At 40.9% G+C, this 22,288-nt stretch carries 28 protein-coding genes; 26 read left to right on the top strand and 2 right to left on the bottom strand.

What is annotated here, in order from left to right:
- Window positions 1-93: 93 nt before the first annotated feature.
- From DK866_RS15485 to DK866_RS15495, 4 genes are read left to right on the top strand one after another with little or no spacing between them, the layout of a single operon-like run.
- On the top strand, window positions 94-363 hold the full coding sequence (locus DK866_RS15485; RefSeq protein ID WP_036904926.1) for a bacteriophage protein: 270 nt from the start codon (window positions 94-96) through the stop codon (window positions 361-363).
- The gene (locus DK866_RS15490) at window positions 363-833 is read left to right on the top strand and encodes a lysozyme (RefSeq protein ID WP_109409615.1); all 471 of its coding nucleotides are present in this window, start codon (window positions 363-365) and stop codon (window positions 831-833) included. The genes DK866_RS15485 and DK866_RS15490 overlap by 1 nt, the downstream gene beginning before the upstream one ends.
- Window positions 815-973 (top strand): hypothetical protein, encoded by a 159-nt coding sequence (locus DK866_RS19990; protein ID WP_167395494.1) that lies wholly within the window; start codon window positions 815-817, stop codon window positions 971-973. The genes DK866_RS15490 and DK866_RS19990 overlap by 19 nt, the downstream gene beginning before the upstream one ends.
- A gap of 2 nt (window positions 974-975) precedes the next feature.
- Window positions 976-1,506 (top strand): hypothetical protein, encoded by a 531-nt coding sequence (locus DK866_RS15495; RefSeq protein ID WP_109409616.1) that lies wholly within the window; start codon window positions 976-978, stop codon window positions 1,504-1,506.
- Between the two features lie 422 nt (window positions 1,507-1,928).
- On the opposite strand, the gene DK866_RS15500 is transcribed toward DK866_RS15495, so the two are convergent.
- Entirely contained in the window at window positions 1,929-2,204 is a 276-nt protein-coding gene (locus DK866_RS15500) for a glycine zipper domain-containing protein (RefSeq protein ID WP_088495907.1), read from the bottom strand.
- 605 nt (window positions 2,205-2,809) lie between these two features.
- On the bottom strand, window positions 2,810-3,031 hold the full coding sequence (locus DK866_RS15505; RefSeq protein ID WP_088495906.1) for a hypothetical protein: 222 nt from the start codon (window positions 3,029-3,031) through the stop codon (window positions 2,810-2,812).
- Window positions 3,032-3,173: 142 nt separating this feature from the next.
- Between DK866_RS15505 and DK866_RS15510 the strand changes: the two genes are divergently transcribed.
- The 22 genes from DK866_RS15510 (at window position 3,174) to gpJ (ending at window position 22,247) form a co-directional block, all read left to right on the top strand.
- Window positions 3,174-3,446: a hypothetical protein gene (locus DK866_RS15510; RefSeq protein ID WP_109409617.1), complete on the top strand. Its 273-nt coding sequence runs from the start codon at window positions 3,174-3,176 to the stop codon at window positions 3,444-3,446.
- Window positions 3,447-3,648: 202 nt separating this feature from the next.
- A complete protein-coding gene (locus DK866_RS15515) occupies window positions 3,649-3,996 on the top strand; it encodes an HNH endonuclease (RefSeq protein ID WP_109409618.1) in 348 nt (115 codons plus the stop codon).
- 213 nt (window positions 3,997-4,209) lie between these two features.
- The gene (locus DK866_RS15520; protein ID WP_109409619.1) at window positions 4,210-4,680 is read left to right on the top strand and encodes a phage terminase small subunit P27 family; all 471 of its coding nucleotides are present in this window, start codon (window positions 4,210-4,212) and stop codon (window positions 4,678-4,680) included.
- Window positions 4,681-4,683: 3 nt separating this feature from the next.
- The gene (locus tag DK866_RS15525; protein WP_109409620.1) at window positions 4,684-6,417 is read left to right on the top strand and encodes a terminase large subunit; all 1,734 of its coding nucleotides are present in this window, start codon (window positions 4,684-4,686) and stop codon (window positions 6,415-6,417) included.
- On the top strand, window positions 6,414-6,575 hold the full coding sequence (locus DK866_RS19995; protein WP_167395495.1) for a hypothetical protein: 162 nt from the start codon (window positions 6,414-6,416) through the stop codon (window positions 6,573-6,575). Before DK866_RS15525 ends, DK866_RS19995 begins: the two co-directional genes overlap by 4 nt.
- Window positions 6,565-7,791 carry a phage portal protein gene (locus tag DK866_RS15530; RefSeq protein WP_109409621.1) on the top strand — a complete coding sequence of 409 codons (1,227 nt, stop codon included), beginning with the start codon at window positions 6,565-6,567 and terminating at the stop codon, window positions 7,789-7,791. The genes DK866_RS19995 and DK866_RS15530 overlap by 11 nt, the downstream gene beginning before the upstream one ends.
- Entirely contained in the window at window positions 7,784-8,389 is a 606-nt protein-coding gene (locus DK866_RS15535) for an HK97 family phage prohead protease (RefSeq protein ID WP_109409622.1), read from the top strand. The genes DK866_RS15530 and DK866_RS15535 overlap by 8 nt, the downstream gene beginning before the upstream one ends.
- A 15-nt stretch (window positions 8,390-8,404) precedes the next feature.
- On the top strand, window positions 8,405-9,628 hold the full coding sequence (locus DK866_RS15540) for a phage major capsid protein (protein WP_109409667.1): 1,224 nt from the start codon (window positions 8,405-8,407) through the stop codon (window positions 9,626-9,628).
- Between the two features lie 88 nt (window positions 9,629-9,716).
- A complete protein-coding gene (locus tag DK866_RS15545) occupies window positions 9,717-10,019 on the top strand; it encodes a head-tail connector protein (protein ID WP_109397690.1) in 303 nt (100 codons plus the stop codon).
- Between the two features lie 8 nt (window positions 10,020-10,027).
- Entirely contained in the window at window positions 10,028-10,351 is a 324-nt protein-coding gene (locus tag DK866_RS15550) for a phage head closure protein (protein WP_109409623.1), read from the top strand.
- Complete coding sequence (locus DK866_RS15555; protein WP_023582509.1) at window positions 10,348-10,788, top strand: HK97-gp10 family putative phage morphogenesis protein; 441 nt, start codon at window positions 10,348-10,350, stop codon at window positions 10,786-10,788. The genes DK866_RS15550 and DK866_RS15555 overlap by 4 nt, the downstream gene beginning before the upstream one ends.
- The gene (locus tag DK866_RS15560) at window positions 10,785-11,120 is read left to right on the top strand and encodes a hypothetical protein (protein ID WP_109409624.1); all 336 of its coding nucleotides are present in this window, start codon (window positions 10,785-10,787) and stop codon (window positions 11,118-11,120) included. Before DK866_RS15555 ends, DK866_RS15560 begins: the two co-directional genes overlap by 4 nt.
- 65 nt (window positions 11,121-11,185) lie before the next feature.
- A complete protein-coding gene (locus DK866_RS15565) occupies window positions 11,186-11,653 on the top strand; it encodes a phage tail tube protein (RefSeq protein ID WP_036913331.1) in 468 nt (155 codons plus the stop codon).
- Between the two features lie 2 nt (window positions 11,654-11,655).
- Window positions 11,656-12,036, top strand: a complete 381-nt coding sequence (locus DK866_RS15570; RefSeq protein ID WP_109409625.1) for a phage tail assembly chaperone — start codon at window positions 11,656-11,658, stop codon at window positions 12,034-12,036.
- A 41-nt stretch (window positions 12,037-12,077) separates the two neighbouring features.
- Window positions 12,078-12,341, top strand: a complete 264-nt coding sequence (locus DK866_RS15575) for a phage tail assembly protein T (RefSeq protein WP_232799173.1) — start codon at window positions 12,078-12,080, stop codon at window positions 12,339-12,341.
- 19 nt (window positions 12,342-12,360) lie between these two features.
- Window positions 12,361-15,603, top strand: coding sequence for a phage tail tape measure protein (locus DK866_RS15580; protein ID WP_109409627.1), 3,243 nt, complete (start codon window positions 12,361-12,363; stop codon window positions 15,601-15,603).
- Window positions 15,604-15,605: 2 nt separating this feature from the next.
- Window positions 15,606-15,938 (top strand): phage tail protein, encoded by a 333-nt coding sequence (locus DK866_RS15585; protein ID WP_109409628.1) that lies wholly within the window; start codon window positions 15,606-15,608, stop codon window positions 15,936-15,938.
- A complete protein-coding gene (locus DK866_RS15590; RefSeq protein ID WP_109409629.1) occupies window positions 15,935-16,684 on the top strand; it encodes a phage minor tail protein L in 750 nt (249 codons plus the stop codon). Before DK866_RS15585 ends, DK866_RS15590 begins: the two co-directional genes overlap by 4 nt.
- Before the next feature lie 5 nt (window positions 16,685-16,689).
- The gene (locus DK866_RS15595) at window positions 16,690-17,400 is read left to right on the top strand and encodes a C40 family peptidase (protein WP_109409668.1); all 711 of its coding nucleotides are present in this window, start codon (window positions 16,690-16,692) and stop codon (window positions 17,398-17,400) included.
- A gap of 49 nt (window positions 17,401-17,449) precedes the next feature.
- Complete coding sequence (locus DK866_RS15600) at window positions 17,450-17,821, top strand: hypothetical protein (RefSeq protein ID WP_109409630.1); 372 nt, start codon at window positions 17,450-17,452, stop codon at window positions 17,819-17,821.
- 48 nt (window positions 17,822-17,869) lie between these two features.
- Window positions 17,870-18,463 (top strand): tail assembly protein, encoded by a 594-nt coding sequence (locus tag DK866_RS15605; RefSeq protein ID WP_243733306.1) that lies wholly within the window; start codon window positions 17,870-17,872, stop codon window positions 18,461-18,463.
- Window positions 18,464-18,482: 19 nt separating this feature from the next.
- Window positions 18,483-22,247 carry a TipJ family phage tail tip protein gene (gene gpJ / locus DK866_RS15610; protein WP_109409631.1) on the top strand — a complete coding sequence of 1,255 codons (3,765 nt, stop codon included), beginning with the start codon at window positions 18,483-18,485 and terminating at the stop codon, window positions 22,245-22,247.
- The last annotated feature ends 41 nt before the right edge of the window (window positions 22,248-22,288 follow it).

A 22,288-nucleotide genomic window follows, 5' to 3' on the forward strand; every position in this document is an offset into this window, starting at 1 on the left:
GATCATAGTATCAATCACATACTGATTACTTCACATAAAAACTGTGTATCTGTATCTCTTTAACTAAACTCGGACACTCCGTAGGGGGTGACTATGCGCATGGAAAAATTGACCAATGCTACCTACGGAACAGCTGGCTTAACTGCCTTTTTTGCAAGTCTCTCACTTTATGAATGGGGATTTGTAATAGGGATGGGATTCAGCATGCTCCTTGGATTAGCAACTTATTTTATGACACAGCGAGAACAACGAAAACGAACAGCGTTATTTGCTGAATTAGTTCACCGTAATTGTTCTAGTGATCCGCAAGACATAGAAAAGATAGTTGGCGAGATGCTGACTAAAGCTAAAAAGGACATTTAATGAACCTAAAACAGAAAGTGACAGTAGTCGCGAGTGCTGGTGCGGTAAGTATTGCGCTAACCGTGATTGGTTATTTTGAGGGAGTGCGTTATGAGGCATACCATGATGTTGCTGGAATTCTGACGGTTTGTTATGGCCACACTGGAAATGACATCATTCAAGGTAAGACATATACACAGCAAGAGTGTGACGAATTACTGCAGAAAGACTTTATTAGAACGCAGCAGCAAGTTGATACCCTGATTAAAGTACCGCTGGATGATAAAACAAAAGCTTCTCTATATTCCTTTGCTTTTAATGTCGGTACCACAGCATTTGCACGTTCTACGTTACTAAAAAAATTAAATGCTGGTGATCAGTATGGTGCCTGTGAAGAAATGAAACGCTGGGTTTATGCGGGTGGCAAGGTATGGCGAGGGTTAGTCAGTCGTAGAGATGCGGAGTCAGCACTATGTCATGGAAACCTTTAATTATCGTTATCAGCTTTATTCTCGTATTACTCATCACGGTCGCTGGTGGCATTTATCTCTTAATTGATAATTCATGTGTTAACGATAAAGCCAGTTTAGACAAGCGCTGTCAGATAGCTCTCTCACATCATCGGTACTAATTATGAAGCATTGGAAACTTTACATTGCCATTGTAATGGTAGGAATTGTCGCTGGTGGTTATATTGCCAACATCATACAAGATATCATTACTCAAAGAGATAATTTAATAGTAGAGAATAAGCAATTAACAAAAGAAAATAATAGTTACTCAAAGCTGTTAAGTGATCAGATATTTCAATTTAATAGATTTAATCAAATAGCGACTACAGCCTACCACTATGGCATTCAGGCAGATGCAAAATCACAGGAGAAAATCATTGAATATAGAACGATCCTTAAAAAAGAGCCGACTTGTGATTTGCTTGTTCCTCAACATATTACTGATGGGTTGCTCAAGCACACCTATGAGTTACGGTCAATGTATAGAGATACCCAAGACATTGACTCAACCAGTGTTAGTGCCTCTACCGTCCGAACTTTAACATATTGCCAAGTGGTATTATGGATACCTTCCTTGTTATCGACAATAGAAAAAGCTAATGAGCAATTAAAAGCAATACGGGAAATTGAAGCGAAGAAAGTAAAAAAATAGACCCGCGGGTTTAATGGGGGTCTGAATGTTTTAGATAACATGGATCTTATTATTTTGCCCAAGTGAACAGGTCGCTCTTCACTGGAACATCAACCGTACTCCGTTGCTTAAATAATAGCCATTTTATATTTGTAAAGGTTCATAGCCACTAGTTAATAGCTGGTGTTTTTGTATCTGTAGAAAGGATGGTTGATTTCATCAGGCTGACGGGGAAGCCGTAAGTGATTAAGGTAGCGTAGTGATACATGATGATGCAACCGCCATCAGACCTACTAACACCACAATCAGAAATTATTGGTTATTCTGAGAGCGAATTGCAGAGTTAGAGTCAGTGATATTAGAGTTACAAGATTACATTAGAATGGAGTGTTTGTGATAATCCCCTTCAACAAGAGAAGGGGAATTAAACAAAATTGTAAAAACTATTTTTTATTTAATAGATAACCAATAACAAAACCGACACCTGCAGAAATGGCTACCGAAGTTAGTGGATTCTTTTTAATTCCGAGTTGTGTGTTTTTGACACATTCTTGTGCGGAATCGAGTAATTGCGATGTTACTTGTTTTCCAGCACCACAAATTTCTTTCGCATCACCTTTTATTATGTGCTCAGGAGAATCGATTACTTCTCCATATTTAATTTGTGCTTTACCTAGGGTTTCTGTGGCTTTACCTTCAGCTTTCTCAAAAAGTCCCATAATGTTACTCCTATAGTTAATTTGTTTTGTGCAAAAAATATAATTATAAGTGGGTAGATAGTTTTAATATTAAATAATCGCCACTATAAGAAAGGTATATGTAAGGTTGGTAATCACCCGAATAGGAGTGAGCAGATTAAAATAGGGAAACTAACTATAAACTGTTAAAAATATAATTATTCATGACTTTTATTGTCACTGAGTAATCGGGTTATTTTTATAATTTAAAAAATAGCTCATCAGAGATGAGCAACTATTACATTAAAAAATTATCAATTTTTATAGTTCAAGCGAAACACAATGAGTTAAACGACAGTACACTGTTGTTTAAATAATAGCCACTTTATATTTGTAAAGTTTCATAGCCATCAGTTAATAGCTGGTGGCTTTTTTAATGATAGGTAGTTGTGAATATTCAACAAAGAATAGAAATTCGTGCACTATAAGTACAAGTAGAACGACAAGGACAACAAATTACAGACTTACAAAAACAGCTCGATGATATGGAATCAACGAACTGTGAATCAAACATTATTAAAAAAGCGCTTTCACAAGAAATGGATAATATCATCAACCAACAGGCAACAAATGGAGAACCAAAGCGGTTACTTTCCGTATGAGTCTATTCTTGCAAGTAGTTCAGCTTCAGCTTGTTCATGTATTTCTTTGATAGTTTTATTTTTCACGTCATCAACGTAAAGATGTATGGTGAACTCCTCTGCACCATTATCTTTGTTAATTCCGTAGAGAGATACCCTTACATTAGATGTATTGGGATCTGATATTAATTCAGAAAATACTTTGACACTGTTAAATTCTAGTTTCATGCAAACCTCATAGCGAAGTAAACCAGCCATTTCTTTAGTAAGTTTCTCAGGGCTGAATACTTCAAATAATCTAATGGATATTTATTTATACCCTGATATTTGATCAGGGGTCATTGTACTGCCTTTTTTGTTGGAGAGCACTGTGTCAGATAAATTAAAAGTAACGGTAGATACAGCAAACCTAGATAAGTTAGAAGAACAACTAATCCGCATTAAGCAACTGATGCAAGATGTAGGTATCAAGGTCAGTGTTAAACCTGAGCAAAGCAATGATTTTTTTATTGCAGGTTTAGGTAATTGTTTTATGAAAGATGCTGTTATTGATGCGGGAAAGCTAAAGTGCTGTGCATCAAGTGATGCCGTATTAAGCGGTGTAATTACTGGCGGTAAGTTAGAACCAGACATCAAGGCTTAAATGGCAGATTTACGCATGTAAGCTAATCGACAAGTGTTGCTATCAATGAGTTAAAAAGAGTAATGGAAACTCGGCATCAAGCATTTTCGCAAGCCATAAGTGATTTAAATAACAGAACGTGGTGTAGTCAGAAGTAAAGGTGAGAAATCTCACCTTTAAAATCAATGAGGATTATTATCCTCTTTAGGTTATAGGGTATCACATGCCACCTCGTATACCTCGCGCGTGTCGTAAACAGGGATGCGCCAAGACAACAACAAAACGTAACGGTTACTGTGAAGATCATCAGAACTTAGGATGGGAAACCCACCAGCGCGGTAAGTCTCGTCATCAACGTGGTTATGGTGCCCAATGGGATAAGTTACGAGCACGTATACTCAAGCGTGATAAGTATCTGTGCCAAGAATGCTTAAGAGCCGGACGAGCAACTGAAGCGAAAACAGTCGACCATATCATTGCTAAAGCGCATGGGGGTACTGATGCAGACACTAACCTGCAGTCATTATGTATTCCATGTCACAGAACCAAGACAGCAAAAGAAAGAATTTAAATTAAACTATAAGTCATTGATATATATCTAATATATAAAGATATAAAAATATTTGATTTCATATTGAAACTATAGCGTGTAGGTAGGAGGGGAGGGTCAAATCTCTACCACTTTCGCCTTATAGGACCGCCCCCTTACCTCTTTTCACATCACCGCAGGTTAGAAAACTTTTTTTGGGAAACCCCAAGCGATTATTGATAGGAGATTTCTATTATGGCTGGACCGCCTAAAACCCCGTCACATCTGCAATTAGTGAGGGGGAACCCATCAAAACGACCGATTAATAAAAAAGAGCCAAAACCGCCAAAAGGGGTACCCCCAACTCCGAAGCATTTCACTAAGCAAGGTAAGTATTGGTTTAAGCGTATTGCTGAAGAACTTGATGCAATGGGTGTCATGAGTCAGATGGATGCCAAGGCATTGGAGTTACTCGTCGAAGCTTACACTGAATATCGACATCATTGTGATGTTCTCGATGAAGAAGGCTATACCTACAAAAACAATACAGAAAGTGGATTGATGATAAAGGCGCATCCATCTGCTGCAATGAAGGCAGACGCATGGAAACGTATTCGTTCCATGTTAAGTGAATTTGGTATGACTCCCGCTTCTCGAGCAAAAGTCACGATGAACACACCCGCCGAAGAAGATCCTTTTGAGGCATTTTTGAAAAAGCGCAAATGATGAATGGCAATCGTAGCAGATGGAATTCAGTACGCCGAACAGGTGGTTGCTGGAGAAATTGTTGCGTGCGAACTGGTACGTTTAGCGTGCCAACGGTTTTTGAATGATTTAGAGCATGGGCCTGAGCGTGGCATCTATTTCATTGAAGATCGCGCACAGCACATACTCGATTTTTACAGTTTTATTCCTCATGTCAAAGGGGCATTAGCCGGTAAGCCCATTGATTTAATGCCTTGGCATGTTTTTATCTTAATTAATATTTTTGGTTTTGTTATTCCGTTAATTGATGAACAAACAGGCAAAGAAGTTGTGGATGAAGACGGTGATGTTGTCTTTGTTCGTCGTTTTCGCACAGCTTATAACGAGGTTGCACGTAAAAATGCAAAATCCACATTGTCATCAGGTATTGGGCTGTATATGACCGGTGCCGATGGTGAAGGCGGTGCCGAAGTTTATTCTGCAGCAACGACACGTGATCAGGCTCGTATCGTATTTGAAGATGCGAAGAATATGCTGAAGAAGTCCAAAGCGACATTGGGACGTTTATTTGAATTCAATAAACTCGCTATCTATCAAGAAAGAACCGCCTCTAAGTTTGAACCGCTTTCCAGTGATGCCAATAACCTTGACGGCTTAAATATTCACTGCGGTATTGTTGATGAATTGCATGCACACAAAACTCGTGATGTGTGGGACGTATTAGAAACCGCCACCGGTGCGCGTCTGCAGTCTCTTCTTTTTGGGATCACCACTGCGGGTTTTAATAAAGAGGGAATTTGTTACGAACTACGGGATTACGGTATTAAAGTGCTTCGTGGTCAAGTGGATGATGACTCGTTTTTCGCGATTATTTACACCTTAGATAAGGACGATGATCCCTTTGATGAAACCGTGTGGCAAAAAGCGAATCCGGGTCTCGGTGTTTGTAAGCGCTGGGATGATTTACGCCGTTTAGCCAAGAAAGCCAAAGAGCAGGTTTCTGCACGGATTAACTTCTTCACCAAACACATGAATATTTGGGTCACGGCTGAATCTTCATGGATGGATATGATGAAGTGGGATAGTGCTCCTGAGCTTGCATCACAACAAGAATTACAAACTTATCCGTTATGGGTCGGTGTTGACCTTGCTAATAAAATTGATATTTGTGCGGCAGCTAAAGTATGGAAACAGCCCGATAACGGTCATGTTCATGCTGATTTTAAGTTTTGGTTACCTGAAGACCGGCTTGAGCGTTGTTCTAAACAAATGGCGGAGCTTTACCGCAAATGGGCTGATATGGGGTATCTCGAATTAACTGATGGTGAAGTTGTCGATCATGCTCAAATTAAAGAAGAAATCATCGAATGGGTGGCAGGCGAGAACTTAAACGAACTGGGTTTTGACCCGTGGAGTGCGACACAATTTAGTTTATCACTGGCTGAAGAAGGGTTACCCCTTGTAGAAGTAGCTCAAACGGTGCGTAATTTTTCTGAATCCATGAAAGAGATTGAAGCACTGGTTTATGCGGGTAAGTTTCATCATGGCCAACACCCTGTTATGAACTGGATGATGTCGAACGTCACGGTTAAACCGGACAAAAACGACAATATTTTCCCTAATAAATCCACATCCGAGGCAAAAATTGACGGCCCTGTTGCACTATTTACAGGTATGAGTCGATTATTGGTGAATGGGGGTGGTGGTGGTGACTTCCTTTCCTCTTTAGATCCTAACGAAGACCTTTTATTCCTATGAAAAACTTATTACTTGATATCACTGCACTGGCTGGCGTTGGTGCGGTTATGGCGGGGTGTTATCTAAAATATGGTATTGCTAACACGCTGATTATCGGTGGTTGCATTGCAATAACCTATGCCTTGGCGGTAGCTATGAGGGGGAAACGTGCTAATTGATGCTCTATTTCGCAACGACTCACCCAGTTTAGAGAGCCCTAACACACCTATTACGGCTGACTCTATTGATAATGACGGATTATTTACGGCTGATGTATATGTTAGCCCTGAAACATCCATGAAATTAGCAGCAGTCTATGCCTGTATTTATGTGCTTTCATCGTCTATTGCCCAGATGCCACTGCATGTAATGCGAAAGTCGGGTAATAGGGTAGAAACTGCGCGTGATCATCCTTTGTTTTATTTAGTTCATGATGAACCTAACGAGTGGCAAACCAGTTATAAATGGCGCGAAACAAAAGAGCGTCATGTGTTGGGTTGGGGAAATGGTTATACCCAAGTTATTCGTAACCGAAAAGGCGAGGTGACAAACCTAGAAGCCTGTATGCCGTGGGAAACGACACTACTTAATACCGGTGGTCGATACACTTACGGCGTTTATAACGAATTGGGTAATTTTGCCATTAGCCCGGATGACATGATCCATATTCGAGCGTTGGGGAATAATCAGCGTATGGGGTTGAGTCCCATTGCTCAGCATGCTGAAACTATCGGTATGGGGATGAGCGGACAGAAGTACACCAGTTCCTTCTTTGGGGGGAATGCTCGTCCTGCGGGGATTGTTTCAGTAAAAGGTGAGTTACAAGCAGCTGGATGGGAACGACTGAAAGATATGTGGCAAAAAGCTTCCAGAATGTTACGAAGCCAAGAAAATAAAACCATGCTTTTACCTGCGGATCTGGATTACAAGGCGCTAACGGTTTCTCCTGTTGATGCTCAACTGATTGATATGTTGAAACTGAACCGCTCAATGATTGCAGGGATCTTCAATGTGCCGGCTCACATGATTAACGACCTAGAAAAAGCCACTTACTCAAACATCTCAGAACAATCCATCCAGTTTGTACGGCATACCATCATGCCGTGGGTAGTGAACTGGGAGCAGGAATTAAATCGACGCTTGTTTACTCGACAAGAGCGAACAGCCGGATTTTATGTGCGATTTAATTTGGCGGGGTTGTTGCGCGGAACGCCGAAAGAACGTGCTGATTTCTACCACTTCGCGATTACAGATGGCTGGATGAGCCGTAATGAGGCGCGTGCCTTTGAGGACATGAATCCTGTCGATGGTCTTGATGAAATGTTAGTGAGTGTCAATGCCACCAAGCCAGCAGGAGGAAAAGCAGAAGAACAAAAAGGGGATAACGATGAGTAGTGAAAAAGAAACACGATGTTATGTCGGTGAGGTTCGGGCAGAGGCGGGAGAGGAAAATAAGCCGACACATATCGTGGGTTTAGGCTCTGTCTTCGACTCCCGGTCCGAACTGATTTATGGATTTCGTGAAATTGTTAAACCAGGGGCGTTTGATGATGTACTCAATGATGATGTTCGCGGGTTATTTAATCACGATCCTAATTATATCTTAGGGCGAACAACCGCGGGAACGTTGTCATTAAGCGTTAATGAACGTGGGCTTGTTTACGACATTACGGCGCCAGACACACAAACCATTCGTGATTTAGTATTAGCACCGATGCAACGTGGCGATATCAATCAAAGCTCCTTTGCCTTTCGTGTCGCGCGGGATGGTGAAGACTGGTACCAAGATGATGAGGGTGTCGTTATTCGTGAAATAACACGATTTTCTCGACTCTATGATGTTAGCCCTGTCACCTATCCGGCGTATCAAGATGCAGACTCTGCGGTTCGCTCAATGAATGCATGGAAAGAAGCCAGAGACAGTGGCGATCTCCAAAAAGCAATTAATCAAAAATTGGCGCGTGAGCGTCTTATGACTTTACTCAATGCATAAGGTAATACTATGACTATGAAGCTTCATGAATTAAAACAAAAACGTAACACTATCGCGATTGATATGCGCGCCATTCACGAAAAAGTGGGTGATGGTGTGATGACTGAAGAGCAACGTACTCAATGGAATAAAGCACAAACTGAACTTGAAAATTTAGATGCTCAGATTCAGCGTGAAGAGCAACTACGCTCATTAGATCAAGATTTGGTTGATGACAAAGAGAAAGAACAGCGTGGCCAACAACCGAATAACCCTGAAACAGAGCAAGCAGAGCGTCGCAACCAAGCGTTTGATCGCTTCCTGCGCTGTGGTTTTGGTGAACTTACTGCTGAAGAGCGTCAAGCGGTAAAAGAGATCCGCGCTCAAGGCACTTCACCTGATGAAAAAGGGGGTTACACTGTTCCTACTCAGATGTTAAATAAGATTGTTGATCAAATGAAAGCCTATGGTGGTATCGCAAGTGTGGCTCAAATTTTATCAACTGCCACCGGTCAAGATATTACGTGGTCAACATCTGATGGTACTAATGAAGAAGGTGAATTACTGGGCGAAAATACCGCAGCAGGTGAGCAAGATGTTGAGTTTGGCACCGCCATTTTAGGGGCCAAAAAATTAACATCGAAAATCATCCGTGTATCCAATGAGCTACTGCAAGATAGTGGTGTGGATATTCAAGCCTATTTGGCTTCGCGTATTGCTCAACGCATTGGTCGTGGTGAAGCAAAATACTTAATTAAAGGTACTGGTACAGGAACACCTCAACAGCCTTCAGGTTTGGAAACTGCGGTGACAGGCACGGTTGAGGCATCAGGTGCGTCATTAAACTGGAAAGATATTGCCGAATTAGAGCATGCGATTGATCCTGCTTACCGCAATAGCCCTAAATTCCGTCTTGCCTTTAATGATGATACGTTGAAAAACCTAAAATTAATGGAGGATGCGCAAAAGCGTCCTTTATGGCTTCCGTCTATTTCAGGTGTTGCACCGGCACAAATTTTAGGTATGCAATATGTTGTGGATCAGGCCATCGACAAAATGGAAGCGGGTAAAAAATTCATCTTCTGTGGTGACTTTGACCGCTTCATTTTACGCCGTGTTACCTACATGACGTTAAAACGTTTGGTTGAACGTTATGCTGATTATGACCAAACTGCGTTCTTAGCCTTCCATCGTTTTGACTGCGTACTTGAAGATACTTCTGCAATTAAAGCGCTGGTGGGTAAAAGCGCGACAAAATAGTTTTAAATAACACTGAGTCAATCAAGTACCGCTTAATTGCGGTTTTTTTGTGCCTGCGATCTGGATGGTCGCAGGTATTGGGGGATTTATGCCACTACCCACACTGGAAAAATTGAAGCGACAATGCCGTATTGATGATGACTACACGTTAGAAGATGAGTTATTAATACAATATCTTGGGGCATCGAAAAAACGAGCGGAAACCTATATCAATCGTACATTATATGAAAAAGATGTACCTGCAAATGATCCTGACGGTTTAATTATTACCTCTGATATTGAATTAGCGTTAATGATTGCAGTGAGCTATTTCTATGAATACAGAGAAAGCGCGTCGATACCTTCTGCATTCTATGCCCTACTCGATCCTTACCGTTATATCAATTTATAAGGTGTGTTATGAAAATAGGTAAGCTTCGACATCGTGTTACTTTTCAAAGATACGTATCAGAGCGGTTACCATCAGGCCAACCTCACAACAAATGGATTGATATTGCGACAACGTGGTGCGAAGTAAAACATCTTTCTGGTCGTGAGCTGATATCCGCTAATGCTGAAATGTCAGAGGTTACTGTTAGAGTGTGGATGCGTTATCGACCCGATATTAACAGTACCTGCAGAATGGTTTGGCGTGAGCAAATTTATGATATTCAGTCAGTCATCCCTGATGAGAAATTGACTCGATTAGAATTGCTATGCAAACAAGGAGTTAAACAATCATGAACTTGGATTTCTCCGATCTACTCGATTTATCAAGAGAGTTAGATGTTTTAAGCCGAGCTGAAAGTCATCAAGCGATGCGAAAAGCAACCAATGCGGCCGCAACGTTATTACGTGATGAAATCAGAACATCCGCACCACGAAAAACGGGAAAATTAGCACGAAATATAGTGACCCGTAATCACAGAATGCGCAATAAAGGCGAGGTTTCTTCGGGCGTTTATGTTCGAGGGAGTAACGCATCAGGCACAAACAGTGATACATCCATGAAAAGTGATCATCCTAACAATGCCTTTTATTGGCGCTTTCTTGAAGAGGGTACTTCTAAAATGGCGCCAAGGCCTTTTATACGTCCCACTTTTGATCGTGAATCGGATAAGGCAGCCAATTTAGCTATTAGCGAATTAAATAGAGCGATTGATGAGGCGCTAGGAAAATGACAGAGGCGGATATCTACGCAATTTTATCACCCGTATTACCTGATAAAGTTTTTCCGTATGTTGCTCCACAATCAAGCCCTGCAATAACAGCGCCTTGGTGTGCCTTCTCTTTGTACGATGTCAAAGGCGATGTACTGAAAGGGCAAGCCGAAACGATGACGAATATTCAGGTTGATGTTTATGCCGATACGATTGATGAGGCGAGAACGCTTCGCTTGTTATTTGCTAATGCATTAACAAAATTAAGTCCTGTTGAAATTTCAGAAAAACAAGGCTACGAGCCAGATACAGGATTGTTTAGAGCAATATTTGAATGCCAAGTTTGGCAATAGCATCGCCTTATTATTCACACTAAAGCCACCTTCGGGTGGTTTTTTTATGCCAATAGGAAATGATCATGTCTAGTAAATATGAAAAAACACAAGGCACTAAAATCAGTGTCTCGAAATTACCCGCAACAGAAGTTAACCCAGCTGATGCGGTATTTTTAGGAATTTCTTGTTCAACAAAAGAAATCAGTTATACCGGTGGGCAGAAATCAGATATTGATGTCACCACGCTCTGCTCTGAGGAGCAAGAAGTTACCAATGGATTATCCGCACCTGCAGAACTCACCATTAATGGTAATTTCACCGATGATGAAGGACAAGAAACATTACGTACCGCGTATGAAAATGATGAAGTTCATGCCTTTAAAGTGGAGTTCCCTTCGGGGATTGGCTATGCCTTTTTAGCCGAGGTACGTCAAAACAGTTGGAGTGTTTCTACTTCGGGTGTGGTTTCCGCTTCATTTACCCTACGTTTAAAAGGTAAATCTAAGCCGATTAAAAACGGGACTGTTAATTTAAATAAAGGTAGCGAATAACCATGAAAAAACCGTCATTAAAGTCACTGGCTTTAAGTGAAAAGAACGCCTTTCGCACAAAGAAAGTGAATGTTGCTGAATGGGAAAATGCGGTCGTCATGCTTCGTGAACCGTCATCACCTGCATGGATGAAGTGGCGTGAAATTATTCATCATGATAATGCTGAAGATGAACATTCGTTATCTGACATTGAAATTGCACAACGTAATTTACGTGCTGATGTTGTGATGTTTATTGATGTGTTGCGTGATGAAAAAGGGAATGTTGTTTTTGATGAATCAGACATCAACGATGTAATGGCCATTTATGGTCCAGTGCATTCTCGTTTATTAAAACAAGCGCTCGATTTAACTATTTCGGTTGATGATGCAGAAAAAAAGTAGCCCAGCCTGATACTTTCTTTTTAATGACATTGGCGCTCCGTATGGGGCGCACTCTTGATGAACTCACTCGCCAAATGAGCTTGAGTGAACTTCGGATGTGGATGGCTTTTGATCGCATTAATCCCATCGGTGATATTCGCAGTGATATTCAAACAGCACATATCGTTTCTTCTATTTATCACTCTCAAGGCGGTAAATGCACGCTTTCTGATGTGCTTTTACGGTGGGACCCCAATGCAACCCAAGAAAGTGATGATAGTTCTAATGGGTTAGAGAATTTCTTTCAGTCTATTTCAGAAAATTAATTATTTTTGCGAGGATAAAATGGCAAAACTGCGTGAACTGATTATTAAAATTTCTGCTAATTCTTCCTCGTTTCAATCTGAAATAGCGCGGGCTTCGCGTATGGGAGAAAACTATTATCGGATCATTGAGCAAGGCGGGAGACGTGCCAGTGGTGCATCTCGTGAAATGCAACGCGCTATTCATGATCTAAATGGTGAATTATCGTCCATTAAAAATACTGTATCAGGCGTTGCGGGTGCATTTGCAGGAGCTTTTGCAACACAGCAACTTATCAATTATGCAGACACATGGAGTCAACTCAGCGGTCGATTAAAATTAGCGTCTACCTCGCTGGAAGATTTTAAACAAGCACAGCAAGAGTTAATGACGTTGAGCCAAAGAACGGGCACATCGATTGCAGCGAATACGAATCTATACAGCCGTGTTGCACAATCCATGCGTGATGCGGGTTATGCCTCAAGTGATGTTGTGAAAGTTACCGAAACCATTGCAACTTCATTAAAACTCTCTGGCGCCAGTGCTGAAGAAACCAGCTCTGTTATTACACAGCTAAGCCAAGCATTAGGTTCGGGTGTTCTTCGTGGTGAAGAGTTTAATGCTGTCATGGAGAATGGTGGTCGATTAGCAAAAATGCTGGCTGATGGTATGGGAACGACGATTGGTGGTCTGCGTGAAATGTCGCAAAATGGACTGCTCACGATGGATAAAATTGTTCCTATCCTGACGAATACGCAACAGTTACGAGCCGAGTTTGAGCAATTGCCAGCCACGGTAAGTGGGTCTGCACAGAAGATTGAAAATGCGTTCATGGCATGGATTGGCAATGTTAATGAAACATCAGGTGCTACTCGCACACTATCAACCGCAATGGAGGGGATCGCGAACAATATTGATGGTATAGCCTCTGTTTCTGGTGTGTTAATTGGTCTAGGGCTGGCGCGTTATTTTGGCGGGCTGACAACGAGTGTGGCGAATGCAACCATTGGGGTTGCGCGTGCAACAAAAAGTGAAATAGCACATGCTCAAGCTCAATTGCAAGGTATCAAAATATCAACGGCTAGAGCAAGGGCAGCAGTCTATCGGGCTCAACAAGCAAGGTTAGCAGCACAAAGTGTTGAGCAACAAGCATTAGCTGAACGTCGCTTAGCTTCCGCACAAGGAACATTAAACCGGAATATTTCAGCTAGACGCACAGCACAAGAAAACCTTAATAGAGTAACTTCAGTTGGAACACGCCTTTTGGGTGGTGCAATGGGGTTAATTGGTGGGGTTCCTGGTCTCGTGATGGCGGGCGCGACTGCTTGGTATATTATGCATCAGCGCCAGCAAGAGGCGAGAAGATCTGCCCTTGAGTATGCTAATACGCTAGATACTCTGAAAGAACGTATGCCTAACATGACTTTATCGCAGTCGCATGATGAGTCAAAAAATATAAAGAAAACGCTTGAAGTTCAAATTGAAGAATACGAAAAGCAAATTGCTAAAATCAAAAACATGGAGCGTGGCATAGTAAGTGCTCAACGTGAAGCGGATAACTTGCCGGAAGGTGTAGCAAGAGAAAGATTGCAATGGCGTATAAAAGAAACCGTATCTGCATTAGCCGTTGAAACTCAGCGGTTGTCTCAAATGGAACAAGAGAAAGAAAGAACAACAAGTGCATTAAATGCGGTAGACAGCCAACGGAATTTTCTTATACGTCAGCAGGACTTAGAACAAAATAAAACCCATCAATCACTACTATTAATGAATGCCGAGCAAACCAAATTCAATCAAATCATGAATATTGGTAATAGTGTCTTAGCGACTCGACAGGCATTAGTTAATATTCCAATGCGCATTCCCAATGCAACATTAACTGATAAACAGCAAGCGTTAATAGATAATTCTGAGCGAAATAAAATTCTCTCTTCATTAACAGGTGAGGCAAGGGTCATTAAACAAGCTGAATTTTCTGCTGACGATGAGGGATTAACAAATACACCCGAACATGCTGAAAATAGGCAGAAATATATTAATAACCAAGTTGTTGCTTATCAAAATCAACAGAAAATCAATGAATCTCTTCAAACAGGAAAGGCAACCCAAAGTGCCTATGAAAAAGCGCAAAAAGAAGCTGAAAGAACCGCAGAACAATATGAGCGGAAAATAGCAGATTTAAGTGTGGCAACAGAGGTTCAGAAGGTTAGGGCTTCACAAGGTGAAAAAGCCGCTTCTCTTTATGCAGCATCACATGAAAATGGGGCTAAATGGACTGATAAGCAAAGAGAAGCAATTGAACGCTCATCTGTTGCTCTCGCAGAATGGACGCAAAAAGCAGATGATGCCGTCAAAAAGCATCGTGATATGGAAGAGGCCCGTAAAAAACTGCAAGAAGCCACAGTCAAATTTAACGATGAAGCCTCGTTAGCGACTCAAACCAATAGCATGAGTTCTCGAGAAAAAAGCTACTTTGAAGAAAGCCAGCAAATAGACCGTATCTACAATGAATCAGCAAAGAAAACAGAAGATATTGAAGCCAGATCTAAAGCATTAGATGCATTGGAAAATAAATATCGAAGTATTGCTCTTGCTGAATCTGAATGGACCGCTGGTTTAACGCGTGGAATGAAAGATTGGGTTGAAGAGAGTGGTAATTATGCTACTCAGACAGCCTCTGTTGTTCAAAATGCTATGGGTGGGATGGTGGACACGATCAGCGATAAATTAAATGGCAATAAAGCCAGCTGGAAAGATTGGTCTGTTAGCGTGTTGAAATCGATTCAAAATGTACTCATTAATGCCGCAGTAGTGAATAGTCTAAATGCAATGGCCGGTGCTGGTGGTTGGATGGGGGCTGTTGGTGGATTTTTAGGTGGTGTATCTGCCCATGCTAAAGGTGGGGTACATAGTTCAGAAAGCCTTGGTTCTTATAGTAATCAAATCGTTAGCTCACCCACTTATTTTGCCTTTGCTAAGGGGGGCGCGCCTAATCTCGGACTCATGGGCGAGGCGGGGAGTGAGGCTATAATGCCATTAACTCGAACTGCAGATGGCAACTTAGGGGTTAGAGTTGTTGGTGGTAATAATCAGGGCGCTCATTCAGCACCTCAGGTTTACATTACCATTGATGGTAACGGTAATTCAGAAACTCAATCAACGAATGGATTCGAGCAGTTTGGTGCGGAGATTGGCCGATTTGTTGATAGCCGTTACCGAGAGTTAATGTCTAAAGATATTAGGCCGGGTGGTTTAATTTGGAGTGCAACTCGAGGAGGCCGTTAAAAATGGAAACATTCACTTGGTGTCCGCGTGTAAATCCGACTGAAGATGTCTCTTACAACACAAGGAAAGTCAAGTTTGGGGATGGTTATGAACAAGTTTCTGGCAATGGTTTAAATTCACGCAGTCAGAAATGGTCAATGGAGTTTGTGGGTGATGAAGACTACATTTCAGCTATTCGTCACTTTATTGATAAACACGCAGGAATAAAGTCATTTTTCTGGAAACCACCTCTTGAGCCACTTGGATTGTATCGTTGTGATGAACACAAACTCATTCCGAATGGTGCAGGGAATTACACCCTTTCTTTGGTTTTTATTCAGGCATTTAAATCATGATCACAGCTGATTATCAAAAATTAGAGCCGGGCAATACTGTCCGGCTTTTTGAAGTTGATGGTACAGAATTTGGTGTTCCTAATATTCTGAGATTCCATGCATACAATATTCCCATCACGGAAGAGGAAATGCAAAAGGCTAAAGGAGAAATAGAGGCTAAGTCTATTTGGTGGCAAGGGAATGAATATGGGGCATGGCCAGTTAAAATAGAAGGGTTAGAGTCCTCTACAACGGGATCTAGTGCTAATCCTAAATTATCAGTGGCTAATTTAGATAGCTCAATAACCGCATTATGTCTGCATTATGATGATATGTTGAAAGCAAAAGTGATTATTCACGATACACTTTCTCATTATCTCGATGCGGAGAATTTTAGTGATGGGAATGTTTCTGCAGATCCCACCCAAGAGCGAGTATCTGTCTTTTATATTGATAGTAAAAGTGCAGAAACAAATGAATTTGTTGAATTTACACTGGCGAGTCCAATGGATTTACAAGGTGTGATGATACCTACTCGGCAGCTGCATTCAATGTGTACGTGGTGTTTACGTGGACAATATAAATCGGGAGATGGGTGTGATTATGCAGGGCAAAATGGTTATTTTGATAAACAGGGTAATCCTGTTGATGACCCATCACTAGATAAGTGTAGTGGTTTATTGAAAACGGGGTGTGTACCGCGATTTGGTAAAAATAATCCTCTTCCTTTTGGTGGTTTTGTCGGGACCTCGTTGTTACGGAAATAATAATGATGCAAAAGAAAATACGAGAGGCGATATTTTCTCATGCAAAAAAGGAATATCCCAAAGAAGCATGTGGCGTTATCGTACAAAAATCCAGAGTAAAGACGTATTTACCTTGTGTAAATGTAGCTACAACACCTCAAGAGCACTTCGTTATTTCTCCCCAAGAATATGCATTATGTGAAGACCAAGGCGTCGTTATTGGTATTGTTCATAGTCATCCAGATGCTACGACTCAGCCTTCTGAGTTAGATCAGGCTCAATGTGATGCACTGGGTATCCCTTGGTATATTGTCAGTTACCCCGAGGGGGATTTTCGTGAAATTCTTCCTCGAGGCGAACTTCCTCTTATTGGCCGTCCATTTGTGCTTGGTTTTACGGATTGCTGGGGTCTAATAATGAGTTATTTTAAGCAGACACATAATATTGTATTACCTGATTATCGTGTTGATTACCCGTGGTGGGAGCAAGGTGAAGATCGCTATATGGATAATTGGCAAGAAGCGGGGTTTATGAAAGTAGAAGGTGAACCACAAGTAGGCGATATGGTTGTTATGCAGGTTCAATCCAATGTTGCAAATCATGCTGGTATTATTCTGGATGATGGCATGTTATTACATCACCTTTATGGGCGATTAAGCCAGCGAGTTCCTTATGGTGGTTATTGGCGTGATCGCACAGTTATAATATTGAAACATAAAATAGCCATGACAAATTAATTAACCATAGATACCCTTGTTAAGGTATTTCTACTATTGGGATGATGTCATGAAAAATATACTTGTTATTTTTATAGCGTTATTTATTTCGGGTTGTGTGGCAAGACCCACGATGATAGAAGAGCAAAATGCTGATTATGGTGAAAAACCTAGTAAAGAATTTTATGAAGGAAAAATAAAATCATATCAGGAAGGGCGTTTAAAAGATCCCATGTCAGCAATATACTCTTTCACTGAACCAAGAAAAGGATGGTGTATATTCGATGGTAAAGTCAATTTTGGCTGGATTGTTAATTACACGCTAAATGCTAAAAATTCATACGGTGGTTATGTGGGGGCTAAACCTGAATTCACTATAATAGTGGATGATATATCATGGCATATGCCGTATCACTTAAAGAGTAATTGTAGCTACCAGTAATATTATACTGAATAACCCGCCAAGTGCGGGTTTTTTTATGGAGTTTTTATGCAAAAAGAAAAAATGGTAACAATAGAGTTAAGCGGAATATTAGGAAAAACATTTGGTAAAACTCATCAGCGCATAATTACGACAACATCAGAAGCAATCAGAGCACTTTGTTGTACCTTAAATGGATTTGAACAGTATTTAAATACCAGTAAATCACGAGGATTAACATACGCCGTATTTAAAGGGAAAAAGAATATTGGTGTTGATGATCTTAATTTCCCGATATCAGAAGAAATTATTCGTATCGTTCCCATTGTGATGGGGAGCAAAAGAGGGGGTGTTTTTCAGACTATTTTTGGTGCCGTCCTTGTTGCTGCCGCTATATGGCTACCTTGGGGTTCCGCATTATGGGCCAGTAACCTTTTATTTGCTGTTGGCGCATCAGTCGCTATCGGCGGTGTTATCCAAATGCTTTCACCTCAACCGAAAGGTCTTGCAATGCAAGATCAGGGTGAAAACAAACCTTCGTATGCGTTTGGCTCTCCTACTAATACCGTTTCTCAAGGTTACCCTGTGCCAGTGCTTTATGGCGAAAGAACTATTGGTGGCGCCATCATTTCGGCTGGTATCTATGTAGAAGATCAGCAATAAATCTATTTGGAATAATCTAATGAGAAAAACAATTCACGGCCAAAAAGGGGGCGGTGGTAGTCCTCGTGTGCCTGTTGAGCAACTTGATGATTTACAATCTATTGCTAAAGCAAAGTTACTCATTGCCTTGGGTGAGGGAGAATTTGCCGGAGAGTTAACGGCACAAAATATCTTTCTTGATGGTACGCCGTTAGAAGACACTGAAGGAAATGCAAATTTTAGTGGTGTGACGTGGGATTTTAGACCAGGCACACAAGCACAGACTTATATTCAAGGATTACCTAGCGCTGAAAATGAGATCAATGTTGGTTCAACGATTTCGAGTAAAACACCGTGGGTTCACACATTTACCAATTCACAATTATCAGCTATTCGAGTTCGTCTAAAGTGGCCTTCATTATTCAAGCAAGAAGATAATGGGGATTTGGTGGGTAATGAAGTTAAATACGCCATTGATTTACAAACCGACGGTGGTAGCTGGAAAACCGTTATTGATAGTGCCGTAAAAGGAAAAACGACATCAGGTTATGAGCGAGCACACAGAATTGATTTACCTGAATCGACAACATCATGGTCACTACGTGTTAGAAAAGTCTCTAATGATGCTAATAGCAGTAAAATCGGTGATACGGTTGTTTTGCAAAGTTACACTGAAGTCATTGATGCTAAATTCACCTATCCTCATACAGCGTTACTTTATATTGAATTCGACTCTAAACAATTCAACGGCTCTATTCCGCAAATAACGTGCAAACCGAAAGGACGCATAATCCGAATACCTTCAAATTACAATCCTATTGATCGCACCTATGCGGGTGTGTGGGATGGTTCCTTTAAATGGGCATGGACCAATAATCCCGCATGGGTTTTCTACGATATTGTCATCTCCGATAGATTTGGTCTTGGACAACGAATAAATCAACAACAGATTGATAAATGGGAGTTATACCGTATAGCGCAGTATTGTGATCAATTGGTACCCGATGGGAAAGGTGGTGATGGCACCGAACCTCGTTATGTCTGTGATGTTTATGTGCAAGATAGAAATGAAGCGTATAACGTGTTACGTGACTTTGCGGCTATCTTTCGAGGAATGACCTATTGGGGTGGCGGTCAGATTGTGACATTAGCAGATATGCCTCGTGATATTGATTATAGCTATACCCGAGCCAATGTGATTGATGGCAAATTTATTTATTCAAGCAGTAGCAGTAAAGAAAAGTATTCCACGGCATTGGTTTCGTATTCAGATCCGCAAAATGGATATGCTGATGCAATGGAGCCAGTGTTTGAACCTGATTTAGTTTCTCGGTTTGGGTTTAATCAATTAGAAGTTACCGCGATTGGCTGTACTCGACAAAGTGAAGCAAACAGAAAAGGGCGCTGGGGAATACTGACAAACAATAAAGACAGAATGGTGACATTCTCTGTCGGGTTAGATGGGAACATTCCGCAACCCGGTTACATTATCGCTGTTGCTGATGAACTGTTGTCAGGAAAAGTCACTGGTGGTCGAGTGAGTGCCATCGATGGCAGAAATATCACATTAGATCGCGTTGCAAATGCTGTAAGTGGTGATCGCTTAATTCTCAATCTTCCTTCAGGGCAATCGCAAGCAAGAACGATACAAACAGTATCAGGGAAGGTGATCACGGTTACAACGGAGTACAGTGAGACACCAGAGACAGAATGTGTGTGGGTTGTTGAATCAGAAGAACTGTATGCACAACAATATCGCGTTGTTAGTGTTACAGAAAATGAATCTAATCAATTTACTATTACCGCCATTCAGCATGATCCCAATAAATATGAACACGTTGATTCTGGTGCGGTGGTTGATGAAAGGCCTATTAGCGTTATTCCTCCTAATAACCAGCAAGCCCCGAAAAATATTGTCATTAATTCTTACTCAATCGTCAGTCAAGGCGTTAGCTTTGAAACAATGCGAGCACAGTGGCCACAAGTTGAAAACGCAATCTCTTATGAAGCGCAATGGCGTAGAAACGAAGGCAATTGGGTCAATATGCCTCGTAGCTCCATTAACTCTATTGAAGTTCCTAGTGTTTATTCTGGTCGATATTTAGTTCGCGTTCGAGCCATTAATGCCTCTGAGATCTCAAGCGGGTGGGGATATTCTGAAGAAAAAACGTTAACCGGAAAAATGGGTAACCCACCCAAGCCGGTTAACTTTAGAGCGTCACCATTAGTCTTTGGTATTAAGCTAGACTGGGGATTTGGTGAAAACACCAGTGATACATTAAAAACTGAAATTCAGTACAGTAAAACCAATGATGGTGAAGGTCTGATGCTGTTATCTGATGTTCCATATCCATCTAAAACCTATGAAATGGCAGGTTTGTCAGCAGGCGTAGCATTTTATTTTAGAGCAAGGCTGGTGGATAAAACCGGTAATCAATCTGAATGGACTGAGTTTATTCGGGGAGAATCGGAGTTTGATGTAGGTACGATATTGCCAGAGCTAGATGGACATTTCATGTCATCGGAAGCCGGCCAACAACTTAGTAAACGCTTGGATTGGAATGCTGAGACAGCACTTATTCTTAGTAACGCTGACTCTCAACTATCACGTAGTTTGTTAGTGAAACACGGTCAATCTCAAGCTGGAATTAAAGAACTATGGCAAGTTCGAGCAACGGATAACGAAGCATGGGCACAGGAAGTTAAAGAAATTTACTCTGTGGTTGGTGATAACACATCTGCAATTAAAGAGACTCAAACTTCAATTACTGAGCTAAATAAGGCGTTCGGTCAAACAACTACGGAGATCCGCACTGAGTTAAAAACAACTAATGATGCAACAAATAAACGCATTGATGGTACCAATCAAGATTTAGCTAATACTAATCAGAAGTTAGGCAATACAGATAAGGAAATGGGGCGTATTGCTGCGGATGTCGTGACAAATAAGGAGGCTATCAGTAAAACAAACGAAGCAATGGCTAAATCTGAAGAGCAGGTACAGGCTCAATTCGGTAAACAGCAGGGCATGATTAACCAAAAAATGCAGGCCGAGTTTAGTCAAACTGGTGATGGTGTTGTCACGCACTCAATTAATATCACGATTGTTCATGACAAAGTTAAATATAACGCAGCAGGGCAAGTGATTAGTGCTCAAGTTAAGAATGGCAAGCTTGAATCATTCTTTGGTTATAACGCGAATAATTTCGCTTGGTACAACCCCGCAAATGGCAAGATGGAATTATTCATGTATGCCAAAAATGGACAATTCTTTGTTCGAGATTTATTTATCGAAGATGGTTCTATTACAAATGCAAAAATAGGGGATGTCATTCAATCAAATAATTATGTGGCGGGAAAATCAGGCTGGATAATTAATAAAAACGGATACGCTGAATTTGATAATGCAAAATTTAGAGGAGAAATTAAAGCCACTAAAGGCACAATGAATAATGTGATTATTGATAAGGATTGTGAAATTAAGGGCACTTTAAAAGTAGAGAATATCGAAGGCGATATAGTTAAGTTTTATTCTCTTGGTAATGGAGAAACAATTACAATACCAGCACAATCCTTTGACCGTGTTATTCAAGTAGTCACCATAGCGACGACTCATAATAGTAAGTGGTGTCGATTATGGTTAAACGATAATAAGTTCTTTGAAATTAAAAATGGTGGGAATTATGAAGAATTTACTTATTGGAATTCTCCATCAACAACGTTAAAAGCGAATACGCCCGGCGTATTTAGGTATGACAGCGAAGATAGATATTTCAAAATAACACTATTAGCCTGCAAGCAATAAGGAAATAAATCATGATATACACAACAGGCACTGTTAACACA

Source organism: Proteus genomosp. 4 str. ATCC 51469 (assembly GCF_003144375.1).
Taxonomy (GTDB): domain Bacteria; phylum Pseudomonadota; class Gammaproteobacteria; order Enterobacterales; family Enterobacteriaceae; genus Proteus.

Coding starts and splice junctions, on each gene's coding strand:
- DK866_RS15485 (WP_036904926.1), top strand. CDS start 94: ATGCGCATGGAAAAATTGACCAATGCTACCTACGGAACAGCTGGCTTA.
- DK866_RS15490 (WP_109409615.1), top strand. CDS start 363: ATGAACCTAAAACAGAAAGTGACAGTAGTCGCGAGTGCTGGTGCGGTA.
- DK866_RS19990 (WP_167395494.1), top strand. CDS start 815: ATGTCATGGAAACCTTTAATTATCGTTATCAGCTTTATTCTCGTATTA.
- DK866_RS15495 (WP_109409616.1), top strand. CDS start 976: ATGAAGCATTGGAAACTTTACATTGCCATTGTAATGGTAGGAATTGTC.
- DK866_RS15500 (WP_088495907.1), bottom strand. CDS start 2,204: ATGGGACTTTTTGAGAAAGCTGAAGGTAAAGCCACAGAAACCCTAGGT.
- DK866_RS15505 (WP_088495906.1), bottom strand. CDS start 3,031: ATGAAACTAGAATTTAACAGTGTCAAAGTATTTTCTGAATTAATATCA.
- DK866_RS15515 (WP_109409618.1), top strand. CDS start 3,649: ATGCCACCTCGTATACCTCGCGCGTGTCGTAAACAGGGATGCGCCAAG.
- DK866_RS15520 (WP_109409619.1), top strand. CDS start 4,210: ATGGCTGGACCGCCTAAAACCCCGTCACATCTGCAATTAGTGAGGGGG.
- DK866_RS15525 (WP_109409620.1), top strand. CDS start 4,684: ATGGCAATCGTAGCAGATGGAATTCAGTACGCCGAACAGGTGGTTGCT.
- DK866_RS19995 (WP_167395495.1), top strand. CDS start 6,414: ATGAAAAACTTATTACTTGATATCACTGCACTGGCTGGCGTTGGTGCG.
- DK866_RS15535 (WP_109409622.1), top strand. CDS start 7,784: ATGAGTAGTGAAAAAGAAACACGATGTTATGTCGGTGAGGTTCGGGCA.
- DK866_RS15540 (WP_109409667.1), top strand. CDS start 8,405: ATGAAGCTTCATGAATTAAAACAAAAACGTAACACTATCGCGATTGAT.
- DK866_RS15545 (WP_109397690.1), top strand. CDS start 9,717: ATGCCACTACCCACACTGGAAAAATTGAAGCGACAATGCCGTATTGAT.
- DK866_RS15550 (WP_109409623.1), top strand. CDS start 10,028: ATGAAAATAGGTAAGCTTCGACATCGTGTTACTTTTCAAAGATACGTA.
- DK866_RS15555 (WP_023582509.1), top strand. CDS start 10,348: ATGAACTTGGATTTCTCCGATCTACTCGATTTATCAAGAGAGTTAGAT.
- DK866_RS15560 (WP_109409624.1), top strand. CDS start 10,785: ATGACAGAGGCGGATATCTACGCAATTTTATCACCCGTATTACCTGAT.
- DK866_RS15565 (WP_036913331.1), top strand. CDS start 11,186: ATGTCTAGTAAATATGAAAAAACACAAGGCACTAAAATCAGTGTCTCG.
- DK866_RS15570 (WP_109409625.1), top strand. CDS start 11,656: ATGAAAAAACCGTCATTAAAGTCACTGGCTTTAAGTGAAAAGAACGCC.
- DK866_RS15575 (WP_232799173.1), top strand. CDS start 12,078: ATGGGGCGCACTCTTGATGAACTCACTCGCCAAATGAGCTTGAGTGAA.
- DK866_RS15580 (WP_109409627.1), top strand. CDS start 12,361: ATGGCAAAACTGCGTGAACTGATTATTAAAATTTCTGCTAATTCTTCC.
- DK866_RS15585 (WP_109409628.1), top strand. CDS start 15,606: ATGGAAACATTCACTTGGTGTCCGCGTGTAAATCCGACTGAAGATGTC.
- DK866_RS15590 (WP_109409629.1), top strand. CDS start 15,935: ATGATCACAGCTGATTATCAAAAATTAGAGCCGGGCAATACTGTCCGG.
- DK866_RS15595 (WP_109409668.1), top strand. CDS start 16,690: ATGCAAAAGAAAATACGAGAGGCGATATTTTCTCATGCAAAAAAGGAA.
- DK866_RS15600 (WP_109409630.1), top strand. CDS start 17,450: ATGAAAAATATACTTGTTATTTTTATAGCGTTATTTATTTCGGGTTGT.
- DK866_RS15605 (WP_243733306.1), top strand. CDS start 17,870: ATGCAAAAAGAAAAAATGGTAACAATAGAGTTAAGCGGAATATTAGGA.
- gpJ (WP_109409631.1), top strand. CDS start 18,483: ATGAGAAAAACAATTCACGGCCAAAAAGGGGGCGGTGGTAGTCCTCGT.